This window comes from Paenibacillus sp. JNUCC-31 (assembly GCF_014844075.1).
Classification (GTDB): Bacteria; Bacillota; Bacilli; order Paenibacillales; family Paenibacillaceae; genus Paenibacillus.
Window position 1 is genome coordinate 6,122,582 of record NZ_CP062165.1, and the last position, 20,699, is coordinate 6,143,280.

At 45.9% G+C, this 20,699-nt stretch carries 22 protein-coding genes; 20 read left to right on the plus strand and 2 right to left on the minus strand.

Translation table 11 applies throughout. The features are described 5' to 3' along the window. The first annotated feature begins 38 nt into the window (after nucleotides 1-38). The 8 genes from ftsY (at nucleotide 39) to trmD (ending at nucleotide 5,894) form a co-directional block, all read left to right on the plus strand. Nucleotides 39-1,052 carry a signal recognition particle-docking protein FtsY gene (ftsY, locus tag JNUCC31_RS26935; RefSeq protein WP_192266242.1) on the plus strand — a complete coding sequence of 338 codons (1,014 nt, stop codon included), beginning with the start codon at nucleotides 39-41 and terminating at the stop codon, nucleotides 1,050-1,052. 134 nt (nucleotides 1,053-1,186) lie between these two features. Next, the gene (trhA, locus tag JNUCC31_RS26940; protein ID WP_053783770.1) at nucleotides 1,187-1,834 is read left to right on the plus strand and encodes a PAQR family membrane homeostasis protein TrhA; all 648 of its coding nucleotides are present in this window, start codon (nucleotides 1,187-1,189) and stop codon (nucleotides 1,832-1,834) included. A 262-nt stretch (nucleotides 1,835-2,096) separates the two neighbouring features. Beyond that, nucleotides 2,097-2,447, plus strand: a complete 351-nt coding sequence (locus tag JNUCC31_RS26945) for a putative DNA-binding protein (protein ID WP_192266244.1) — start codon at nucleotides 2,097-2,099, stop codon at nucleotides 2,445-2,447. A gap of 65 nt (nucleotides 2,448-2,512) precedes the next feature. Continuing rightward, nucleotides 2,513-3,889 (plus strand): signal recognition particle protein, encoded by a 1,377-nt coding sequence (gene ffh, locus JNUCC31_RS26950; RefSeq protein ID WP_024630183.1) that lies wholly within the window; start codon nucleotides 2,513-2,515, stop codon nucleotides 3,887-3,889. 54 nt (nucleotides 3,890-3,943) lie between these two features. Beyond that, nucleotides 3,944-4,216 (plus strand): 30S ribosomal protein S16, encoded by a 273-nt coding sequence (gene rpsP / locus JNUCC31_RS26955; RefSeq protein WP_024630184.1) that lies wholly within the window; start codon nucleotides 3,944-3,946, stop codon nucleotides 4,214-4,216. A gap of 23 nt (nucleotides 4,217-4,239) precedes the next feature. After that, a complete protein-coding gene (locus JNUCC31_RS26960) occupies nucleotides 4,240-4,470 on the plus strand; it encodes a KH domain-containing protein (protein ID WP_024630185.1) in 231 nt (76 codons plus the stop codon). Nucleotides 4,471-4,612: 142 nt separating this feature from the next. Continuing rightward, on the plus strand, nucleotides 4,613-5,125 hold the full coding sequence (gene rimM, locus JNUCC31_RS26965) for a ribosome maturation factor RimM (RefSeq protein ID WP_192266246.1): 513 nt from the start codon (nucleotides 4,613-4,615) through the stop codon (nucleotides 5,123-5,125). A 1-nt stretch (nucleotide 5,126) separates the two neighbouring features. Next, a complete protein-coding gene (trmD, locus tag JNUCC31_RS26970; protein WP_192266248.1) occupies nucleotides 5,127-5,894 on the plus strand; it encodes a tRNA (guanosine(37)-N1)-methyltransferase TrmD in 768 nt (255 codons plus the stop codon). Between the two features lie 403 nt (nucleotides 5,895-6,297). On the opposite strand, the gene JNUCC31_RS26975 is transcribed toward trmD, so the two are convergent. Beyond that, a complete protein-coding gene (locus JNUCC31_RS26975) occupies nucleotides 6,298-7,263 on the minus strand; it encodes a polysaccharide deacetylase family protein (protein ID WP_192266250.1) in 966 nt (321 codons plus the stop codon). A gap of 388 nt (nucleotides 7,264-7,651) precedes the next feature. Here JNUCC31_RS26975 and rplS point away from each other — a divergent pair, with 388 nt between their 5' ends. From rplS to JNUCC31_RS27025, 10 genes are all read left to right on the plus strand, one after another. Continuing rightward, nucleotides 7,652-7,993 carry a 50S ribosomal protein L19 gene (gene rplS / locus JNUCC31_RS26980; protein ID WP_024630190.1) on the plus strand — a complete coding sequence of 114 codons (342 nt, stop codon included), beginning with the start codon at nucleotides 7,652-7,654 and terminating at the stop codon, nucleotides 7,991-7,993. Nucleotides 7,994-8,250: 257 nt separating this feature from the next. Continuing rightward, the gene (lepB, locus tag JNUCC31_RS26985; protein ID WP_192266252.1) at nucleotides 8,251-8,871 is read left to right on the plus strand and encodes a signal peptidase I; all 621 of its coding nucleotides are present in this window, start codon (nucleotides 8,251-8,253) and stop codon (nucleotides 8,869-8,871) included. Nucleotides 8,872-9,051: 180 nt separating this feature from the next. Then, nucleotides 9,052-9,915: a ribosome biogenesis GTPase YlqF gene (gene ylqF, locus JNUCC31_RS26990; protein WP_192266254.1), complete on the plus strand. Its 864-nt coding sequence runs from the start codon at nucleotides 9,052-9,054 to the stop codon at nucleotides 9,913-9,915. A gap of 427 nt (nucleotides 9,916-10,342) precedes the next feature. Further along, entirely contained in the window at nucleotides 10,343-11,014 is a 672-nt protein-coding gene (rnhB, locus tag JNUCC31_RS26995; protein ID WP_192273371.1) for a ribonuclease HII, read from the plus strand. A gap of 22 nt (nucleotides 11,015-11,036) precedes the next feature. Further along, the gene (locus JNUCC31_RS27000; RefSeq protein ID WP_228469265.1) at nucleotides 11,037-13,088 is read left to right on the plus strand and encodes a TrbL/VirB6 family protein; all 2,052 of its coding nucleotides are present in this window, start codon (nucleotides 11,037-11,039) and stop codon (nucleotides 13,086-13,088) included. Further along, nucleotides 13,085-13,393: an EscU/YscU/HrcU family type III secretion system export apparatus switch protein gene (locus JNUCC31_RS27005; RefSeq protein ID WP_094936429.1), complete on the plus strand. Its 309-nt coding sequence runs from the start codon at nucleotides 13,085-13,087 to the stop codon at nucleotides 13,391-13,393. Before JNUCC31_RS27000 ends, JNUCC31_RS27005 begins: the two co-directional genes overlap by 4 nt. Continuing rightward, a complete protein-coding gene (locus JNUCC31_RS27010; RefSeq protein ID WP_192266259.1) occupies nucleotides 13,387-13,785 on the plus strand; it encodes a YraN family protein in 399 nt (132 codons plus the stop codon). The genes JNUCC31_RS27005 and JNUCC31_RS27010 overlap by 7 nt, the downstream gene beginning before the upstream one ends. Nucleotides 13,786-14,286: 501 nt before the next feature. Beyond that, nucleotides 14,287-14,448 carry a paeninodin family lasso peptide gene (locus JNUCC31_RS27015; protein WP_192266261.1) on the plus strand — a complete coding sequence of 54 codons (162 nt, stop codon included), beginning with the start codon at nucleotides 14,287-14,289 and terminating at the stop codon, nucleotides 14,446-14,448. A gap of 66 nt (nucleotides 14,449-14,514) precedes the next feature. Then, nucleotides 14,515-15,735: a carboxypeptidase-like regulatory domain-containing protein gene (locus JNUCC31_RS27020; RefSeq protein ID WP_192266264.1), complete on the plus strand. Its 1,221-nt coding sequence runs from the start codon at nucleotides 14,515-14,517 to the stop codon at nucleotides 15,733-15,735. 273 nt (nucleotides 15,736-16,008) lie between these two features. Further along, entirely contained in the window at nucleotides 16,009-16,560 is a 552-nt protein-coding gene (locus tag JNUCC31_RS27025) for a nitroreductase family protein (protein ID WP_192266266.1), read from the plus strand. Between the two features lie 220 nt (nucleotides 16,561-16,780). Here JNUCC31_RS27025 and JNUCC31_RS27030 read toward each other — a convergent pair whose 3' ends face one another. Continuing rightward, nucleotides 16,781-18,385 (minus strand): YifB family Mg chelatase-like AAA ATPase, encoded by a 1,605-nt coding sequence (locus JNUCC31_RS27030; RefSeq protein ID WP_192266268.1) that lies wholly within the window; start codon nucleotides 18,383-18,385, stop codon nucleotides 16,781-16,783. 437 nt (nucleotides 18,386-18,822) lie between these two features. Between JNUCC31_RS27030 and JNUCC31_RS27035 the strand changes: the two genes are divergently transcribed. After that, entirely contained in the window at nucleotides 18,823-19,278 is a 456-nt protein-coding gene (locus tag JNUCC31_RS27035; RefSeq protein WP_192266270.1) for a MarR family winged helix-turn-helix transcriptional regulator, read from the plus strand. A gap of 246 nt (nucleotides 19,279-19,524) precedes the next feature. Then, nucleotides 19,525-20,685, plus strand: a complete 1,161-nt coding sequence (gene sucC, locus JNUCC31_RS27040; protein ID WP_024630201.1) for an ADP-forming succinate--CoA ligase subunit beta — start codon at nucleotides 19,525-19,527, stop codon at nucleotides 20,683-20,685. Nucleotides 20,686-20,699 lie beyond the last annotated feature (14 nt).

The window sequence follows — 20,699 nt, forward strand, 5'->3', positions numbered from 1 at the left end:
TCATTTAAACCAAGAAATGTACACGATGGAGGGGCTTTATGAGTTTTTTTAAAAAGCTGAGAGACAGCATTGCAAGCAAAACGGAGTCGGTCACCAAACAGTTCAAGGATGGATTGGAAAAGACACGTAAAGGGCTTGTGGAGAAGGTATCGGACCTCGTTATCCGTCGCAAAAAAATCGACGAAGAATTCTATGAGGAATTGGAAGAGATTCTGATTGGAGCCGACGTAGGTGTCAATACGGTCATGAAACTAATTGAAGACCTGCGTGATGAAGTCAAAAAACGCAAAATCGAGGATGCGGCCGAACTACAGCCTGTATTGTCCGAAAAACTGACGGATCTGCTCCGCGGCGAGCAGAACAACGAACTGAAAATGAACCCGGATGGGATCACGGTCATTTTGTTTGTCGGTGTTAATGGTGTGGGTAAAACAACAACGATTGGTAAGCTGGCCCATCGCTTTAAGCAGCAGGGCAAAAAGGTCATCATGGCGGCAGGCGATACGTTCCGTGCGGGAGCGATTGAGCAACTCGAAGTATGGGGGCAGCGTGCCGGCGTGGAAGTTATCAAGCAGCAATCGGGCTCTGACCCTGCCGCTGTAATGTATGATGCGGTCCAGGCTGCGAAGCAGCGGGGTGCGGATGTATTGCTCTGTGATACAGCGGGCCGTTTGCAGAATAAATCCAATCTGATGGATGAACTCAACAAAATCTATCGTGTTATCCAGCGTGAAATTCCGGAAGCTCCACATGAAGTACTGATGGTACTGGATGCAACAACAGGCCAAAATGCCTTGAATCAGGCTAAACTTTTCGGTGAGAAAAGTGGCGTGACTGGCCTCGTACTGACGAAACTGGATGGAACGGCCAAGGGTGGTATCGTTGTTGCGATCCGTCAGGAGCTGGACTTGCCAGTGAAGCTCGTGGGACTAGGTGAGAAAATCGATGATCTACAACAATTTGATTCAGAGCAATTCGTGCACGCTTTGTTTGCGGGATTGATCCAGGAACAGCCAGAGCAAAGCACTGAAGAAGAGAAATCCAATTCGTAGTCGTTCAATAAATCAATATGGTTGACCGTATTGCCACTGATATACGTGATAAGTGTCACGTGTTATATCAGTGGCAATACGTGTATAATGAAATAAAAGAGGCAATTCCAATAGGGTTAGAAAGGACGGTTGAAATGGCCAATACCTATACCTATTCCCGCCGTGAAGAAGTCGCCAATGCGGTGACACATGGTATCGGCGCTGCGCTCAGTGTAGCTGCACTGGTGCTATTGATTGTATTTTCCAGTATGAAAGGCACAGCTTGGCATGTGGTCAGTTTCACGATCTACGGGATCACGATGCTGCTGCTTTATACAAGCTCAACACTCGTGCATGCATGGAAAGATGGCAAAGTAAAAGATTTATTTGAAATTTTCGACCATTCTTCAATTTATTTGTTTATTGCGGGATCATACACTCCGCTTTTGTTTATTGCTGTTCGCGGCACGCTCGGCTGGAGCTTGTTCGGTGTGATCTGGGCAATTGCATTATTCGGCGTGATCTTTAAGGCGTTTTTCACGAAAAAGTTTCTATTCATGTCCACGATTTTCTATATTGCGATGGGCTGGCTCATCATTATTGCCTGGCAACCGCTTGTGGCTGCCATTCCTACAGGCGGAATCGTGCTGCTGGTTGCTGGAGGACTGATGTATACGCTGGGTACACTTTTTTATGTGTGGCGTGGTTTTCCGTACCACCATGCGATCTGGCATCTCTTCGTGCTGGCAGGCAGTATTCTACATTTCTTTATGGTATTAATATACCTGACCCCTCTTCGCTAAGGGCGTGGTAGGGAATCTGAAACGAATCGGCTCCACCTGTGGAGATGCGTTCGTTTTTTGTTCTATATAAAGGCACAAAACAGGGTGTTTCTTGTTGTAGAGAACTGCTGAACATCAGCCATGTGGAAACGAAATAGGCTTGCCAAATGAGAGTTTTTATTGTGACAAGTATTTTTGCTTGACAACCTGATTTGTTTTAGGTATTATTAGGAACGTTGCAAGAGTGTAAAGTGTTTTTCCTTGACGAAGGGAGTGCCCCGATATGAGTCAAGAAAACCGGCTTGAGAAGACAAACCGGATTAACTTGCTGTTTGCTTTCTATGAATTGTTACTTACCGAGAAACAGCAGACTTTTTTAAAGTATTACTTTCATGATGATTTCTCGCTGGGCGAGATTGCAGCCGAGTTCGAGATCAGCCGCCAGGCGGTATATGAGCACATCAAGCGTGCCGAACAAATGCTGGAAAATTACGAAAGCAAGCTTGGCTTGCTGGAGAAGCATGAACGGCGCAACCGTAATCTTGAGGATTTGCAAAATGCATTGGAGCGCGCAGGTGTTTCCATTGATAACAACCAACAAATAAACGATATCGTGCATCAGCTCAGAGAATAGTTCACAAGAGCGAAACGAAACGTATCGGTCCTGAAAACAGTATTACAGCTTAAGGAGGTGGGATCATGGCATTTGAAGGATTAACGACCCGATTGCAGAATGTGTTCAGCAAGCTGCGCGGCAAAGGCAAGGTGTCTGATGAAGATGTTGCCGAAGCGATGCGCGAGGTACGTCTGGCATTGCTCGAAGCGGATGTAAACTTCAAAGTGGTCAAGGAATTCATCGCCAAGGTGAAAGAGAAGGCTGTTGGCAAAGAAGTGATGGAGAGCTTCACGCCAGGAATGGTCATTATTGACATTGTAAACAAGGAACTGACGGATTTGATGGGTGGAAGCCAGTCGAAGCTGGCCAAAGCCAACAAACCGCCTACGGTACTGATGATGGTTGGTTTGCAGGGTGCGGGTAAAACGACCACATCCGGTAAATTGGCCAAGATGCTGCAAAAGCAAAATAGCAGACCGTTACTTGTTGCAGGAGATATTTATCGTCCAGCAGCAATCAAGCAGCTGCAAGTCCTCGGCGAGCAGATCAAAGCGCCAGTATTTACACTTGGCGACCAGACAAGCCCTGTAGAGATCGCACGTCAGGGTCTGCAGCACGCCAAGGATAATGGTAATGACTATGTCATTATCGATACTGCAGGACGTCTGCATGTCGATGAAGAACTGATGGAAGAACTTCGTCAGATTCACAGCGTAGTGAACCCGGATGAAGTATTGCTTGTCGTGGACAGCATGACAGGTCAGGATGCGGTTAATGTGGCGGAACACTTTAATCAGCAGCTTGATCTGACCGGAGTAGTTCTGACCAAACTGGATGGAGATACGCGTGGTGGTGCCGCGCTTTCAGTTAAAGCAGTTACCGGTTGTCCAATCAAGTTTGCCTCCCTTGGAGAGAAACTGGACGCACTTGAGCCTTTCCATCCAGAACGTATGGCTTCTCGTATTCTGGGTATGGGTGACATGCTCTCTCTGATTGAGAAAGCACAGTCCAACATTGATACCGAAAAAGCCAAGGAAATGGAACGTAAGATGCGTAATGCAGAATTCACGTTCGAAGATTTCCTGGAGCAGATGGATCAAGTGAAGAAGCTGGGGCCAATCGATCAGATCATGGATATGATTCCTGGAATGGGCAAAATGAAACAAGCCAAGGATCTGAAGGTTGATGATAAACAGATGGGCCGGATCGAAGCGATCGTGTACTCCATGACGACGGAGGAGAAACGTAACCCGGATATGATTAACCATAGCCGCCGGAAACGGATTGCTACAGGTAGTGGAACATCCTTGGCCGAAGTGAATCGTCTGATCAAGCAATTTGATGAGATGCGCCGCATGATGAAACAGTTCTCGGATATGATGGGACCTAAAGGCGGCAAAAACAAAGCGATGAAGCAGCTTAAGGGTCTGGGCAAAGGAATGAAATTTCCTTTCCGTTGATTCCAATTGCAGCTGAACGATATACAGATTTCATTGAAGGAGGTGAATTTTCAAATGGCAGTTCGTATTCGTCTGAAACGTATGGGTGCTCACAAAGCTCCTTTCTACCGCGTAGTGGTATCGGATTCCCGTTCCCCACGTGACGGTCGTTTTATCGAGGAGATCGGTTACTACAACCCGGTTGAACAACCGGCTGTTGTTAAGATCGATGAAGATAAAGCATTGCAATGGCTTCAAAACGGTGCGCAAGCATCCGACACTGTCCGCAACTTGCTGAGCAAAGCGGGCGTGATGAAGAAGTTCCACGAGTCTAAATTGACTAAATAAGGTGCTGATTCGGAGGGTCATCTATGGAAGAATTAGTAAGCATAATTGCTAAGGCTTTGGTCGATCATCCGGAAGATGTGGCGGTTCGGACGGTTGAGAAAGATCGGCTTGTCGTATATGAGTTAACCGTTCACCCTGACGATGTCGGGAAAGTGATTGGTAAACAGGGACGAATCGCAAAGTCTCTTCGTACGGTCGTCACATCAGCAGCAGTTAAGATGGATAAACGGGTAACCGTCGATATCATATCTTAAAGATATACGAAAGGGGGTTAGGATGCATGTCCTAGCCCCTTTTCGTGCATGCTGAAATTATTAATAAAACCCAAACCCATTAAATAGATTGATGCTAGGATTAAGGACTGGAATTTTATAGAATTAAAAGCAGGAGGAACTTATGGCAGAGTTTATGAATGTAGGTAAAATCGTCAATACACACGGCATTCGTGGTGAGTTGAGAATTATGCCTTTAACCGATTTTCCGGAAGTGCGGTTCGCTAAAGATGCAGAACTTTTTCTTTTTACACCAGATAATCATCCCGTATTGGTTAATGTGGAATCTGCACGATTGCATAAAAATATGTACATTCTTCGTCTGAAGGAATACGGAAATATCAATGAAGTGGAAAAGTTCAAGGGTGGCATGGCCAAGGTGTTGAAAGAAAATTTGGCTGAGCTGGAGGAAGGTGAATACTACTTCCACCAAATCATTGGGTGTTCTGTGATCACCGAAGAGGGTGAAACACTCGGAACGATCTCTGAAATCTTGACTCCAGGTGCCAATGACGTATGGGTTGTCAAAACGCCAGCAGGTAAAGAAGTCCTGATTCCGGTTATCGATGATGTCGTGCTTGATGTAGATATCGAGCAGCAGCAGGTCAAGATTCACTTGATGGAAGGGCTGCTTTAACATGAAAGTGGATGTATTAACCCTGTTCCCCGAAATGTTTGACGGCGTATTTGGAACCAGCATTTTGGGTAAAGCCCAAACCAAGGGGCTTGTAACCCTGGGAGCAACAAACTTTCGAAATTATGCGACCAATAAACACAATACAGTGGACGATGCACCTTACGGTGGTGGGGGAGGCATGGTGTTAAAGCCAGATCCTATCTTTGCTGCTGTCGAGGATGTATTGGAGCAACGTGGCGAAGCCGCGGCAACGATGAAACCGCCACGTATTATTCTCATGTGCCCACAAGGGGAGACGTTCACACAGGCAAAAGCAGAAGAACTTGTTCAGGAGGATCATCTGATTTTCATATGTGGACATTATGAGGGCTATGATGAGCGTATCCGTGAATTTCTCGTGACGGACGAATTGTCGATTGGTGATTACGTGTTGACTGGTGGCGAACTGCCTGCGATGGTAGCGATCGACAGCATCGTACGTCTTATTCCGGGGGTGCTTGGTAATGAGACGAGCGCAGTTACGGATTCATTCAGTACCGGATTGCTCGAATACCCGCACTACACACGTCCTCCTGAATTCAGAGGGATGAAGGTGCCGGATATGTTATTATCTGGACATCACCTGAATATTGAGGCATGGCGCAGGGAGCAGTCCTTGCTTCGGACGCTGGAACGCAGACCGGATATGCTGGAGACAGCAGACCTGACGGATAAAGAGCGAATTTGGATAAACAAACTTCGTTCCGATCGTGAAAATAGTGTGGAGTAGCCTTTTTACGGTACAAACATGAAGTAAAATTAGTTGAAAGATTGAAGGCCAGCCTGGTATAACTAGGTTGGCCTTTTGGTTATGGGAAATAGAAAGAACTGAATCGTACCCATACTTAAGTCATTGATGATGAAGCGAGGGCTGATGAAGGAGTAAGACGGTTCTATATCCATGACCCTTGAAAAACGACTTGAATTCCTAGAATGGATGAGGTCATAAGCCATATCAGGCTTGAGAGGGTAGTAGTACAGAAAAATGGAAGTATAGATCATCGTAATGTTCATGATCAGGCGTGCTGGGTTAGTCGGCAGAAAACCCGTTAGAGCCCAGCTTCAACCGAAAAGGCTGCATAGCTCGACTCTATCAAGGGTAGGGAGGTATTAAGCTGCGTTAATGATCAGAGTTAATGACTAATTTCTTCCACAGGAAGTGTGTCCTGTTGCTCTGTTTCAGGATGAAGCAATGCTGCCAGGTCTGTTCCAGTGGTAACGGTTAGTCGGGGCAGCTTCATGGGATTATCCCCTGGTCGTACAAATCCGGATCGAACGGAAAAGGCCATGCGATACCCATTTTGCTGCAGCTGATAGATCATCTGTGTGCTGGTATAGCCGAAAGGATAGGCCAGATATGGTGTATCAATACCGATGTCCTTCATCAGCTTGATGTCGTCATTCAGCAGACTTGTATCAAGTCCCACAGGCACGTTGTCACCGCAACGCATAAATCCTTTATGGTGCAGATTATAAGTATGGCTGTTAAACTCAAAGACATCCTTAGCCGCCTGCATCTCCTGCTTGGAAATAAATGATTTTTTGGCGGGATCAAAGTCCGAGGGCTGATCCTGAATTTTGCTGCCAATGACAAACAGGGAAGCATGGAAATTATACTTTTTCAGAACAGGGTAGGCTAACGTATAATTGTTCTGGTATCCATCATCAAAGGTGATAACAATGGATTTTCGGGGCAATGGGATCTGTCCGTTGACGTATTGCTCAAGTTGCTCCAGCGTAATCGTGTGATAACCTTCTTCATGCAGATACTTCATGTTTTCTTCAAAATCTTCCAGATTAATGATGGATTTGTTGCCTGTTTCACGATTGTTCACTTTGGGCTCTATGTAATGATACATCAGTACAGGAACTTCGGTTGCTGTGCCTTGTTTAATCTGAAAGGTAGCCAAATCCAGTACAGGCTTGCTGGAATAGTCGGAGTGAGACATTAGAAACGCCTTGCGCTTTACCATGTCCCAGGACGTACATGCTTTGTGGGATAGGGCATTGGTAGGGTGAGTCACGGCGTATGCGTACATTGTAACGGTGCAAGTCAGTAAAGCGAGTGCGGCAAGAATGATTTTTTTCCAGCGTTTCATAGGTTAACGGGTTCTCCTTTTACATTGTTATCTCTTCTTTATTTATTCGAAACATAAGTGCATAATCCAGCACGTAATCCAACAAGCTATATCATAGACGATCTTCCATAACATAAAGTTACAGGATTTTCCCATTTAAAAGGTTGACTTATTAAAAAACTGCTGATCATGGTGACCCCATAAGAATAAGTCACAACATATACGGTGCAAAAGTTGCAAAGTTGTGGCTGGTTCATAAGCAATATGTTTATTTATTCTTGTGTTTTGATATGCTGCGTGATACAATAAGTCTGTTATGTGGAATACGGCGGTCCTCTATGGATAATGAAGGAGACAAGGTGATCTCTGGAAGAAGTATGAACGCCTGTACGGAAGGAGGGAGTCATAGATGAATATCGTTCAAGCGATTACACAAGAACAACTTCGTAAGGATATTCCGAGTTTTCGTCCTGGTGACACTTTGAAAGTGCACGTTAAGGTAATCGAGGGAACTCGTGAGCGTATCCAATTGTTCGAAGGTGTTGTGATTAAACGCCGTGGTGGTGGAATCAGTGAGACTTTTACAGTTCGTAAAATTTCTTACGGTGTAGGTGTGGAAAGAGCTTTCCCGCTTCATTCCCCTAAAATCGATAGAATCGAAGTGGCTCGCCGTGGTAAAGTGCGTCGTGCGAAGCTTTATTATCTTCGTGAACTACGCGGTAAAGCAGCGAGAATTAAAGAAATTCGTTAATATAACGGATACCGGAGAGGGCTTGGAGACAAGCCCTTTTCGTTTTTGTCCGGGAAAAGTTGAACCGGGGGTACACTTCCGAGTAAAATGGTATGGCGGCACACGTACGAATAGTCCGGGAGGCTTGTAAAATCAGTTATTGAAGGACATTTGAATTGTGGATTGAATGTACTGGTAATGCTTGCGTGAGAGATTACATAACTGATGGATGTGTAAAAACTGCTATAACATGTACTGTGAAGAGAGGAAGATCATTAATGGAACAGGAAGTTCAACAAGACCAGGGCAATCCTGCCGAAGAGAAAGGCAGTCGATCCAAAAAGGCCAAAAATGAAATTGTTGAATGGCTCAAAGCCATCGTGATCGCATTGGTACTTGTCATTTTGATTCGGTGGTTGCTGTTCAAACCGTTTGTTGTGGACGGACCTTCCATGCAGCCGAATTTTCATACAGGTGAACGTGTGATCGTCAATGAGATTTTGTATGATATCAGGGAACCACAACGCGGAGAAGTTATCGTATTCCACGTGCCATCTGAAGGTCGTGATTTCATTAAACGTGTCATTGCTGTCGCTGGCGATACCGTTGAGGTTCAGGACGATACTGTTCTGGTCAATGGAAAAAAAGTCGATGAGACTTATATTCAGGGAGCTATTGATGCTGCAGAAGCGAATGGCGGAACCTATAACGTGAAGGACTTCCCGAATGAACAATTCCCGGATGGGAAAGTACCGGAGGGTCATGTTTTTGTCATGGGCGATAATCGTCCGAACAGTACAGATAGCCGCATGATTGGTTATGTGTCGCTGACGGATATTGTAGGTCGTGCAGATGTGATTTTCTGGCCGATCGGCGATATCAAGTGGATTAACCATTAATATGAATGCAGGATATATAAGCAAAATATAAAATGTGCACTATAAAGGTGAGGGCAGAGCCAATCTGATCATGTAGAGCGGAAAGCACTTGTAATAAAGCGGCTTCCAACGAACAGACTCGCCTTAATGTAGATTTTATGGTCCAGCTTGTATATCAACAAATAATGAGGTGAAGACAAGGTGACGATTCAATGGTTTCCAGGTCATATGACCCGAGCCAGACGCCAGATTCAGGATAAGTTAAAGCTGATTGACGTGGTCATCGAACTGCTGGATGCCCGTCTGCCTGTCTCCAGCCGCAACCCGATGATTGATGAGATTTTGCAGGGAAAACCCCGGATGATTCTGTTGAATAAATCAGACTTGGCGGATGCGAAAGTGACGCAAGAATGGATTGAATATTTCAAAAAAGAAGGAATCACTGCTTTTCCTGTAGATGCTTCGACTGGCACCAATGTGAAAGACATTCCAACACAAGCCAAGCTTCTCCTTAAAGAAAAAATTGACCGTCAACTGGCTAAAGGGATTAACCCTAGAGCAGTTCGCGGGCTGATTGTTGGTATCCCCAACGTGGGTAAATCCACACTTATTAACCGACTTGCCGGACGGAATATTGCGGCAACGGGGGATCGTCCCGGTGTTACAAAAGGACAACAGTGGATCAAGGTTGGTAAGGAAATGGAATTGTTGGATACCCCGGGTATTCTTTGGCCGAAATTCGAGGATCAAAACGTAGGGTATCGTCTAGCGGTAACAGGTGCGATTAAGGAAGAGATTCTAAATGCAGAAGATATCGCCTTTTTCGGTATTAGTTATCTGATGCGTTACTACTGGGATTCCCTGGAAGAGAGATATGGACTTCAGGAGTTCTCCAAGGATGCGGATGATTCAGACAGTGTCATTGCGATCATGGAACAAGTGGGTCGCATACGTGGTTGCGTTGTGAGTGGCGGGCGTATCGATTTGGAAAAAGCGTCGCGAGCTTTTCTGCGTGAACTGCGTGCAGGTAAAATGGGACGTTTCTCTATGGAAGCCCCTTATTAAATATAAAGCAATTGCCGAAAGAAGCGGCCGTTACCGGATTACCGGGAGCGGTCGCTTTTTAGCGTGCTGGTTTTATGGATCGGAGAATGTACGTGAACTGGAAGTGACTTCTAGAAAATTGTACTTTGTGGGATTGTCTTGCGCCGTATATCTGGGACACGTAAATCATGCTATGATGATTGATGAAGTTTTAGCCGCTCAATGCTGAATATCTTCAATTTAAACCATCAGATACCGATAAAATAATAACTCACCTTTGTATTATCTATATGATCAAAGCAGTTTATTTCTAGTGTAGTTGAATTTGGTAGAACAAACATCGGGAATTTACGTCTATATAATACAACGATATAAAAGTAATGTTAAAGCAAGATTGGGCAGAGGAGATGACACTGTAATGAATGAAATAAATGAGTTAACCGAATTGATGCAACTGGATGCTCTGGTTGAACCGAAAAAGAAGAAAAAGGAATCGGTGGAGCCTAAAGATCTACTCATCTATGAGCGTGAGTATTGGGAAAGTGGATTTGAACGTATTGCGGGAATTGATGAGGTGGGACGGGGATGTTTATTCGGGGATGTCGTAGCGGCAGCCGTTGTTTTGCCTCCTGATCTTGTTCTTGAAGGGGTCAATGATTCCAAAAAGCTAACGGAGAAAAAGCGGGACGCGTTGTATGACATCATCATGGAAAAAGCATTGTCCGTCGGGATCGGTTATGCGGACGCAGAGACGATCGATCAACTGAATATTAAACAGGCTGCACGACTTGCCATGAAACGAGCGGTGGAAGCACTGGATGGCGTTCCAGACTATTTGTTGGTGGATGCCGAAAAGATAGATGTGAATATTCCGCAGTTGTCCATTATTAAAGGGGATGCCAATAGTCAATCCATTGCGGCAGCATCCATTATTGCAAAGGTTACCCGGGACAGACTTTGCAAGGAGGATTGGGATACGTTATATCCGGAATATGGGTTATCGATACATAAGGGATATGCAACGAAATTTCACCGTGAACAAATTATGGCTCTTGGTGCTACACCCATGCATCGCCGGAGTTTTCTCGGTAATCTGCTCGGAGAGCACACTTTATTTTAATTAGACGTTACATGGAGGGAGGGTGAAGAGTTTGAACATAAGTTCCATGATTCGGGGGTTGCTGGGGGATAGTAAACCGGGAAATGCCAAGCCACTGGAGTTAAAGGAAGGTCAGGTTGTGCGGGGGTCTGTGGTTAGTGTATCGGATGATGGAGCAGATGCGGTTCTTCAGATTCAGGGTGTACAGGTACGTGCAAAACTGGAAACCCCGCTTCGACCAGGCGAAACGACATTACTTCAGGTACAGCCTCCAGGTGAGAATGGCGTAACGGTCATGAAACCACTGACGGGTACATTAGCCGAACTGCCACAGGCGTCTTTGAACAATTTGCTTCAGGAGGTCGGTTTGCCAGATACCAAGGGGAGTCGGGATCTGCTGTTAGCGATGCAGCGAAGTGGATTACCCTTAACCAAGGATAATGTAGCCATGGTTCAAAATATGATGACCGCCAAACCTGCGCAGGTTCCTGTTGAAGAGTGGGTGCAGGCGACAGGTATTGCTTTTCAGCGTGGTTTACCGGTTACAGTGGAAACAGTAAAAGGGTTGCATCAGGCTGTATTCGGTCCTCCGCTGCATCAGTTGTTGAAGGGCTTGGCTGAACAGCTTGAATCCATGTTGGCCCAAACTACGGGTAAACCGGCAGTAAGTGGAGAACAGGCAGCCACGGTAAAACCATCCGTAATGGGTGGAGTGCCCGTACCTTTAAGCGGAGAACAGACGAGTGAAACGTTAGCTGCTTCAGGCGGAGGGCGAGTGACAGGAGGAACGTCTGGATTGGCCGGGCAGCTCGTATCTGGGTTGTCCGCAGGTGCTTCTCCATTGGCTGAGGGATCAAAGGATACAGCTGCTGGTGCAGTGAAACGCGATGGGCAGACGGGTGCAGGACATGCTGAGACTGCCGGGCTTAAGGCTGGGGCCAGTAATATTGAAACTGCTGGCAAGATAGGGGCAGGTATTCCTGCGGGAACCGGAATACCTGGTGAGAGCCCGCGTATGGCTGACGCGGGCGTTGCTGGAAGCCGCCCGGGCATGCCGGGGATGGCTTTGGATGCTGCGGCTGGCCGAGTGGTTACGGGCCAGCCTGAGGGGGGCGCGGTCGGACGAACCGACGGCCGCGTCGAAACGCCTGCTGCTGCAGGGCCTCTCGCAGCAGGGCAGGCGGCGCCAGCAGCTCCATCGGCAGCGCAGCTGGCGCCCAAGCTGCTGGCGCTGCTGGACGCGCTGCGCAGCGCGTCCACAGCCGCACCGGCACAGCAAGGTGCGGCGACACAGCCCGCCCCTGCATCGCAGCAGGGCGGCCAGGCGGCTGCGGCTGCCGGAGGCGTGCCGCAGCCTTTGTCAGCCGGCGCGGATGCGCTGCCGGCTGGCGGAACTGCCGCAGCTCCCGCAGGTGCTGCGGCGGCGCCTGTCACCCACGAGGGGGACCCGTGGGTGGGGCGTGTGCTGAAGCTGCTCGGTGCGGAGCACGAGCAGCAGGCAGTGCACGGCGCGGCTGCGCAGGCGCGCGTGGGGGATGTTGCGAGTCCGGGAACCGCGGACACGCTTAAGGGCCTGCTGCTGCAGCTTGCCAGCAGCGATGGTGCACCGGCGGCGCTCAAGGATACCGCCGGTCAGGCCGTGCAATTTCTGACAGGTCAGCAATTGTTGCTGACAACCGACCGCAGTGCCACCTTTGCTCAGATGCACTGGTTTATCCCGATTACGGGACCCGATGGGGAAGAGACGGCTTCCGTCCAGATTCAGTCTCGCCGGGGACAACGTGGTGAGTTGGATGCATCCAATTGTCGCTTGTGGTTTGATCTGGATATGAAAAGTCTCGGTCCAACACTAGTGGATGTGCATGTGGTCAATAATATCGTCAGTCTGCGCGTGTTGAATGACCGCGAAGGAATGGGACCGCTCCTGGAGAGTGGGCGTGAAGAAATTCATCAAGCGCTGGACAAGTTGGGCTATCAGTTGCTGACCTTCAAGGCGGAACCCTGGCCTGTTGGCCAGGAACCGGGAGCTGAACGGAAAATGACTGCCTCGGACTACAGTCCTGAACGTTATAAAGGGGTGGACATGCGGGTATGAAAGAGGATTCGCAACCGGACCTGATGTCCAAAAAGGCTGTTGCCTTAAAATATGTCCCTGGTGAGAGTGAAGCGCCGGTTGTCGTAGCCAAAGGCCGCGGTAAAGTGGCAGAAGCTATTCTGGATAAAGCCAAAGAAAATGGTGTGCCTGTCCAGGAAGATGCTGCCCTTGTCGAAGTATTATCCAAGCTGGATTTGGATGAACAGATCCCATCAGAGTTATATCAACTGGTGGCCGAAGTGTTAACCTATATTTATCGAGCTGACCGTCTGGCTTCTGGACGAGAGGAAGAGGATTCATGGTAGAGCGCAGATCAGAACAGGGTCCGGCTTCAAAACTGACACGTCAGCAAAAGGGGCGATTGGGTGAAGAGGCTTCCTGTCACTGGCTACGGGAGCATGGATATCAAATTATCCGGCAAAACTGGCGTTGCCGAAGCGGAGAGATTGATATCGTTGCTTCCCATGAAGGCATGATCATTTTTATTGAAGTCCGAAGTAGAAGCGGAACTGGAAAGTATGGTACACCCCAGGAGTCGGTAGATATCCGTAAAATGCAGCAGGTTCGTGCAACTGCATCTGTATATTTGCAAATGACAGGAGAGACAAATCACCAAATCCGTTTTGATGTGATCGCAGTCATGCTGGATAAAGCAGGCGAAACCGTCTCGGTTGATCATATTATTAATGCATTTTAAGTTACTACTATATAAGCGATTCTTCTGATGTGTTAACCCACAAGAAAGACACTTGATAAAGTGACTCTCTTGTGGGTTGTTTTTTTGGGGACAGGTTAGAGGTAAGAAAGAAATTAAGAAAAAATAACTACTTTACATGTAATAATTTTGATACAAATTGTATCAAAACATAAGAGATTGAAATTATCCTCGTTGTTAATATTTCCTTTTCTGATCATTAACGGACTACATCAATGATTAATAATTCTCTAAATAAGAGCTCAAACGATGTGTTTCAATCCAGTCTATGCTACTGAGTTACCTGTTATAAAGTGCCTCTTCTCCTTACCATGCATATCTTCTTACCTAAGTTTGTTTTAATTCCATAAACAATGAAGCTTCGCTATGTTTTCTAACTTATTGCAAGTGACGAAAGAGATAGAAGTACTTAAAATAAATAGATACAAAATGTATCATTTATAATAAAATGAGAAAAGAAAATATGAAAAAGAGGTGTGAACTATGAGAGGAATTCAATGTGCTGCAGAAAAGAAAGAGAAACAGGTGTGGGAGACCCCTCGAATGGAAGTGCTGGATATTAGTGAAACCATGAACGGTGGCGAGGGGATTTGGCAATATGTATGGGGCGGGGAGTTTTGGAAGCTTGAAATGCTAGTCAGTTAGATCGATATAACGATTTCATATTGCCTTAGGTCTTACTACTATATTTGGATGAGGTGAACGATTGTCATGAGTAATCAATGGAAATGGATAGTTCGTTTAAGCGTATTATTATTATTTTCCGGAGGGTTTGGTCTGCTGCTTTCTGGAACTACATATGCTGCGTCCAAAGATGCTGCTGTGGAGGGGCAAGTTAATCGTCTTGCTCAAACTTCAAAAATTTATGGGGAAATTACCGATATGGATGGTTTTCCGGTGAAAGATGTAAATGTAAATATTAAGATGTACACATTCGAAGGCAGCGAAATAGCAACCAAAACAGTTAAAAGCAATTCCAAGGGAGAGTACAGTTTTGAAACAACGATAAGTGAAAGCATATACATCATTATTAGACCGATTGCCAAGGGGTACTTGGGAACCATCAATAATTATACTAACTTTTATTTGTTTCCGGGAGAAACAACGGAATTGAATTTTGTCCTCTATGAGCCTTCGACAATTGTAGGCAAAGTTACTGATCAATCAGGAAAACCTGTTGTGGGTGCTGTCATCAAAGCAACAACAGTCAGCCAATCTGTAAAGACAGACAAGGTGGGCAACTATGCGATTACAGGAATAGACAACTATGCCTTCAATGAAATTACGTTACAGGTTGATGCAAAAGGGTATGTGCTTTACACAACAAATGTATCTCCAGGTATTGGGAGGACAATGAAATTGAACATAGTACTGCAAGATGCGGCGGACGTTAGTGGCTTGGTGCAAGATGAACAGGGGAGGCCTGTGGCAGGGGCCACAGTAGCTATTAATAATCTCAAGACCAAAACAGACAATCAAGGAAAGTACTCTATGGACCGGCTTCCTCCCGGAACAAGCACAATCTCTGTTGAAGCGGATGGTTATATCAAGCAAACGATTAGAGTGACTTTAGTCAAAGGACCTAAAAATACATTTGATTTTATTCTTAAGAGCAATTCGGACAAAACCCCGCCTGTAACCAAATATGTTCTAGTTCCCCTGACAGAGGTATCCAATGGGAAACCATACATTAATGGATTTAACTTCAAGTTAAAGGCAACAGACGAAGTTAACGGATCAGGCTTGAAAATGATCCAGTACAGAATCAATGGCGGGGAATGGATCACGTTTATCGGACCCATAAAAATCTATGCTCCCGATGTCAAAACCGTGGAGTATTTCAGTACGGATGTCGCCGGCAACCAAGAGAAAATAAACAAAATGGATTTTGTGAATGGGAAGTTTGAAGGAGCAGGATCATACCCATATTGATTAAATAGCTACTTATAATGAAGGAAGGCGACGCCTGACTCTATGAATCCCTTTGTTGGGCAAGAGTCGTAGTCGTCTTTTTACATCCAATTTACCCAGTACGAATTTAATGTCGTCAGCAACCCTTTGAATCCTTTGAACCGATCAGTGTATAATCAAGATTGATAATCCAGTTTTGTTTGCATCATTTGATTTTTCATAAATGAGTCGATTCACATCGCAGGCTCTAGCTGCGGTCACGGATAATCTTTTTATAACCTGGGAGGTATGGTCATGAGTAAATCTACACAAACGGGTAATGCCGTAAGAGAGGCCATTCAAAATCGTCGTACCGTCAAAAAGTTTAAAAAAGAAGCCGTTCCTACACAACAAATTATTGATTTGCTGGACACGGCCGTATGGGCACCCAATCACAAATTGCGTGAGCCGTGGCGGTTTCTGTTGTTTAGCGGACACGGACTGAACAAGTTGGCAGACGCGATTGATGCAGAGATGGGTGAGGATAACAAGTTCTCGGCGAATATCAAGCAGGTTCCTACCGTTATGCTTGTAGTGATGGAAGAAGATCCGCGCCAAAATATTTGGGATGAAGATTTTGCAGCAGTTAGTGCACTGGTACAGAACTTCCTGCTCGCGGCATGGAGTGAAGATATCGGTACGTTCTGGGTAACCAAGCCTTTCTTGTATGCACCGAAATTCCGTAAATCTCTGGGCATTCAGGCTGGGGAAAAAATTATAGGGATGGTTTACATGGGGTATCCAGATGTAATTCCTTCTGCCAAAGAACGTACACCAGCCAAGGATAAGCTGACCATATTTGAATAATTAGTATCTTCTTTGCGTTATACATCCCAATATGATGCTTTACGAAAAGCCTCTGCAAGTATCCCTCTTTATACAGAGGAGAGATACTTGGCAGGGGTATTTGACTTGTTCGGATATGGAAAGTTGCGAACGCTCTCTACGCTAGCCACTTGAACGTAAAATATTGCTGAAGGTTTCGAGCAATATCCTCCTTTGGGCCGTGCATCAACGGGGCTGATTCTCAAAATAAATTCAAATCCAACTGGCGATATTGTATTGCTTCAGCTACGTGTGCTGTCAAAATTTCTCCCTCATGATCCAGATCGGCGATGGTCTGGGCCATCTTGATAATTCGATCATGCGCACGCATGCTCAAATTCAACGCTTGCAGCGTCTGTTGAAGCAAGTTATCAGCTTCTTCCGGAAGACGGATGGTTCGACGCAACAGGGTTCCTGATAGCTGGCTATTCCAGCGAACTGAACTTTTCGCATATCGTGCAGCCTGAATTTGATGCGCATGAATAACTTTGGTCTGCATTTCTGACGATGAAGGCGAAGCTCCAGACTTCCGCCACTCACTTGGGGGAGGCACCTCAACCTGAAGGTCGATGCGATCCAGCAGGGGTCCCGAAATTTTGGCACGGTAGGCGGCAACACGGGCAGGACTGCAAATACAGCGTTGCTCTTCCGATTGGGCAGACAAATAGCCACAGGGGCAGGGGTTCATCGAGCATGCGAGCATAAACTGCGCAGGGAAAGTGAACGCTGCTCTCGCACGGCTAATCGTAACTTTCCGATCTTCCAACGGTTGTCTCAATACTTCAAGAACTTGCCGCTGGAACTCGGGCAGCTCATCCAGAAACAATATGCCTCGGTGAGCAAGACTTACTTCACCCGGCTTAGGAATACCGCCACCACCAATTAGACCTGATGTGGATATCGTATGGTGGGGAGAGCGAAAAGGCCTGTCTGCGATGAGACCATGAGAGGTTTCCTTGAGCTTGCCTGCGGCACTTAGCACTTTGGTTACTTCCAGAGCTTCGTCTTCGGACAAAGGAGGAAGAATCGTAGGCAGCCGTTTAATTAACATGGTTTTCCCTGTTCCTGGCGGTCCGACGAGCAAAATATTGTGCATGCCTGCTGCGGCAATCATAAGTGCACGTTTCACATGGTGCTGTCCCAAGACATCACTATAATCATCATCCAGAAATGAAGTGTGTTTCGAGCGGTCGCGGTTATTCAAATCATCGTAATCTGGAACCCGAACAGAAAGGTGGGCGTAGTCTTTTAAAACAATAGACCCAGCAATTTGAACCGTTCCGTTCGTGCTCTTTGCAGCTGTTACGCTCTCTGGAACGATATCTTGTAAATGACGAATGCCATATACCTGAATACCCCGAATTAGTGAAGCCTCTTCCAGATTATCGGCGGGCAGAAGAACAGAGGTAAAGCCTTGCCGTTTCGCCAAATCTACCATGGACAAAATACCAGGAACGGATCTCACTGAACCGTCCAATGCCAACTCACCCACCACCAATGTCCGTTCCTGCACAGGAAGTACCAGCTGGCCACTTGTTGTAAGTAATCCAATTGCAATAGCAAGATCAAAAGAAGAGCCTTCCTTGCGCAGATCAGCAGGGGCCAGGTTAATCGTAATTCGCTGTAACGGGTACTGATAGCCACAGTTTTTGATAGCTGCACGAACACGTTCAACCGCTTCACGAATGGCTGAATCCGGTAACCCGATAATGGACGTCTGGGGTAATCCATTCGACAAATCTGTTTCCACTTCAATTAGAACTCCGTCAATTCCATACAAACAGGCACTATGCAGTTTTCCATACATAATAAAAAGAAACACCTCATTCCGTTCTTGGCGCGCAAAATACGGCCAGTTTACGAATTAAGGTGCTTCCTCATCTTCTAACAAGCATTGTATATAAAAGGAATCAGGGCGTCAACCCGTCCTCGTCATAGCTGCTATGTACCTCTCCCTGATCCCTGAATTGTTTAAAGATTACTTTATTAAGTGTAGTTTCTCGTGGAATTAGACATGGTTCTGTGCTGATTTTTAATATCGCACTATTATGTTTTACAAAACTTAATTTAACACTATTAAATAGAAAAGTAAAATAATTTGTGCTCAATTATTCTGTTTTTTTTTTAATTTGTGATAAGATAGATGAAGAGTTCCTAATAATGCGCATAATGTCTAGCGACAAAACAGGGGTGAAGACCTTTTTATTAGGAATTGAATGTACAATAGGTAGGTGAGACAATCATATGCAGACTGACAGTTTGAAGCTGGATAACCAATTATGCTTTGCCATATACGCTTGTTCACGTGAAATTACGAAGATGTACCAGCCCTATCTTGAGGTGCTCGGCGTAACGTATTCGCAGTATCTGGTCTTAATGGTGTTGTGGGAACGTGAAGAATGTACGGTTAAGGAAATCGGAGAAGCGCTATATCTCGATTCGGGAACGTTAACGCCACTTCTGAAACGTTTGCAGTCAGCAGGGCATATTCATCGTGAACGTTCAGCCCAGGATGAACGAAAAGTATTGATTACTCTCACTGAATCCGGGCGGGAACTACGTAATAAAGCTTTATCCATACCTGCATCGATTCAGGGAGATGCTTGCCTGAACAGTGCAGAGTTTGAGTCTTTACTGGGCCAGTTTAAGGGCCTTTTGAAAAAGGTCCATGAGACCAATACCAAAGAATCCAGAAAATAATTGGGTATAGCATTATAAACAAAAAACCTTGGCTATTTAGCTGAGGTTTTTCCATTTATATCCAAACATTCACATTATGGGATCATACTCATATCAAAATACTGTCTATTAACCATTACTTTTTTAAGGAAAGCGTTTTAAAAACGTGTTACAATGAATTGGGTTTAAGTGAAAATAGTCAACATTTGTCTTTTGTTAGTCTACCAACCCGCCTTGTTGCAGTCATGTTGATAGGAGGATTCGAGAATGAATATCCATGAATATCAAGGAAAAGAAGTACTGAAACAGTATGGAGTCACCGTTCCAAACGGAAAGGTTGCTTATACAGTCGATGAAGCGGTTGCGGCCGCAGAGGCACTGGGCAGTCCGGTGACTGTAGTCAAAGCGCAAATTCATGCAGGTGGCCGGGGGAAAGCCGGCGGCGTGAAAGTAGCGAAAAGTATCGACGAAGTTCGTGCTTACGCATCCGAAATTTTGGGAAAAGTATTGGTAACACACCAGACTGGACCTGAAGGTAAAGAAGTGAAGCGTCTTCTGATTGAAGAAGGATGCGATATCCGCAAAGAGTATTATGTGGGTGTTGTTGTAGACCGTGCCACAGGCCGCGTCGTAATGATGGCTTCCGAAGAAGGCGGTACAGAGATCGAAGAAGTAGCTGAAGCTACACCTGAGAAAATTTTCAAAGAAATCATTGACCCTGCAATTGGATTGCAAGTGTTCCAGGCACGTAAACTGGCGTACAGCATTCGTATTCCGAATGAGTTGGTGAACAAAGCAGTTAAGTTTATGCTTGCGTTGTACACAGCGTTTGTTGAAAAAGATTGCTCCATTGCCGAAATCAACCCACTCGTTGTTACCGGAGATGGAAACGTTATCGCGCTGGATGCCAAATTGAATTTTGATTCCAACGCCTTGTTCCGTCATAAAGACATTCTGGAACTGCGCGACCTGGATGAAGAAGACGAAAAAGAAATCGAAGCTTCCAAATACGACCTCAGCTACATAGCACTTGATGGCAACATCGGCTGTATGGTCAATGGTGCGGGACTTGCGATGGCGACGATGGATATCATCAAATACTATGGCGGCGACCCGGCCAACTTCCTTGATGTTGGGGGCGGTGCTACAACAGAGAAAGTGACTGAAGCTTTCAAAATCATTTTGTCTGACGCCAAAGTGGCGGGTATCTTCGTTAACATTTTTGGCGGCATTATGCGCTGTGATGTCATTGCCAATGGTGTTGTTGAAGCCGCGAAGCAGCTTGGCCTGACTAAACCGCTGGTTGTTCGTCTTGAAGGAACTAACGTGGAGCTTGGTAAACGTATTTTGGGTGAATCCGGCCTGAATATCGTTCCTGCTGATTCCATGGCCGATGGTGCACAGAAAATTGTTGCCCTCGTAAAATAAGTTCATTCCTGGGC

Bases quoted from the DNA above. Each gene is read 5' to 3' on its own strand.
- ftsY (WP_192266242.1), top strand. From the start codon at position 39: ATGAGTTTTTTTAAAAAGCTGAGAGACAGCATTGCAAGCAAAACGGAG.
- trhA (WP_053783770.1), top strand. From the start codon at position 1,187: ATGGCCAATACCTATACCTATTCCCGCCGTGAAGAAGTCGCCAATGCG.
- JNUCC31_RS26945 (WP_192266244.1), top strand. From the start codon at position 2,097: ATGAGTCAAGAAAACCGGCTTGAGAAGACAAACCGGATTAACTTGCTG.
- ffh (WP_024630183.1), top strand. From the start codon at position 2,513: ATGGCATTTGAAGGATTAACGACCCGATTGCAGAATGTGTTCAGCAAG.
- rpsP (WP_024630184.1), top strand. From the start codon at position 3,944: ATGGCAGTTCGTATTCGTCTGAAACGTATGGGTGCTCACAAAGCTCCT.
- JNUCC31_RS26960 (WP_024630185.1), top strand. From the start codon at position 4,240: ATGGAAGAATTAGTAAGCATAATTGCTAAGGCTTTGGTCGATCATCCG.
- rimM (WP_192266246.1), top strand. From the start codon at position 4,613: ATGGCAGAGTTTATGAATGTAGGTAAAATCGTCAATACACACGGCATT.
- trmD (WP_192266248.1), top strand. From the start codon at position 5,127: ATGAAAGTGGATGTATTAACCCTGTTCCCCGAAATGTTTGACGGCGTA.
- JNUCC31_RS26975 (WP_192266250.1), bottom strand. From the start codon at position 7,263: ATGAAACGCTGGAAAAAAATCATTCTTGCCGCACTCGCTTTACTGACT.
- rplS (WP_024630190.1), top strand. From the start codon at position 7,652: ATGAATATCGTTCAAGCGATTACACAAGAACAACTTCGTAAGGATATT.
- lepB (WP_192266252.1), top strand. From the start codon at position 8,251: ATGGAACAGGAAGTTCAACAAGACCAGGGCAATCCTGCCGAAGAGAAA.
- rnhB (WP_192273371.1), top strand. From the start codon at position 10,343: ATGCAACTGGATGCTCTGGTTGAACCGAAAAAGAAGAAAAAGGAATCG.
- JNUCC31_RS27005 (WP_094936429.1), top strand. From the start codon at position 13,085: ATGAAAGAGGATTCGCAACCGGACCTGATGTCCAAAAAGGCTGTTGCC.
- JNUCC31_RS27010 (WP_192266259.1), top strand. From the start codon at position 13,387: ATGGTAGAGCGCAGATCAGAACAGGGTCCGGCTTCAAAACTGACACGT.
- JNUCC31_RS27015 (WP_192266261.1), top strand. From the start codon at position 14,287: ATGAGAGGAATTCAATGTGCTGCAGAAAAGAAAGAGAAACAGGTGTGG.
- JNUCC31_RS27020 (WP_192266264.1), top strand. From the start codon at position 14,515: ATGAGTAATCAATGGAAATGGATAGTTCGTTTAAGCGTATTATTATTA.
- JNUCC31_RS27025 (WP_192266266.1), top strand. From the start codon at position 16,009: ATGAGTAAATCTACACAAACGGGTAATGCCGTAAGAGAGGCCATTCAA.
- JNUCC31_RS27030 (WP_192266268.1), bottom strand. From the start codon at position 18,385: ATGTATGGAAAACTGCATAGTGCCTGTTTGTATGGAATTGACGGAGTT.
- JNUCC31_RS27035 (WP_192266270.1), top strand. From the start codon at position 18,823: ATGCAGACTGACAGTTTGAAGCTGGATAACCAATTATGCTTTGCCATA.
- sucC (WP_024630201.1), top strand. From the start codon at position 19,525: ATGAATATCCATGAATATCAAGGAAAAGAAGTACTGAAACAGTATGGA.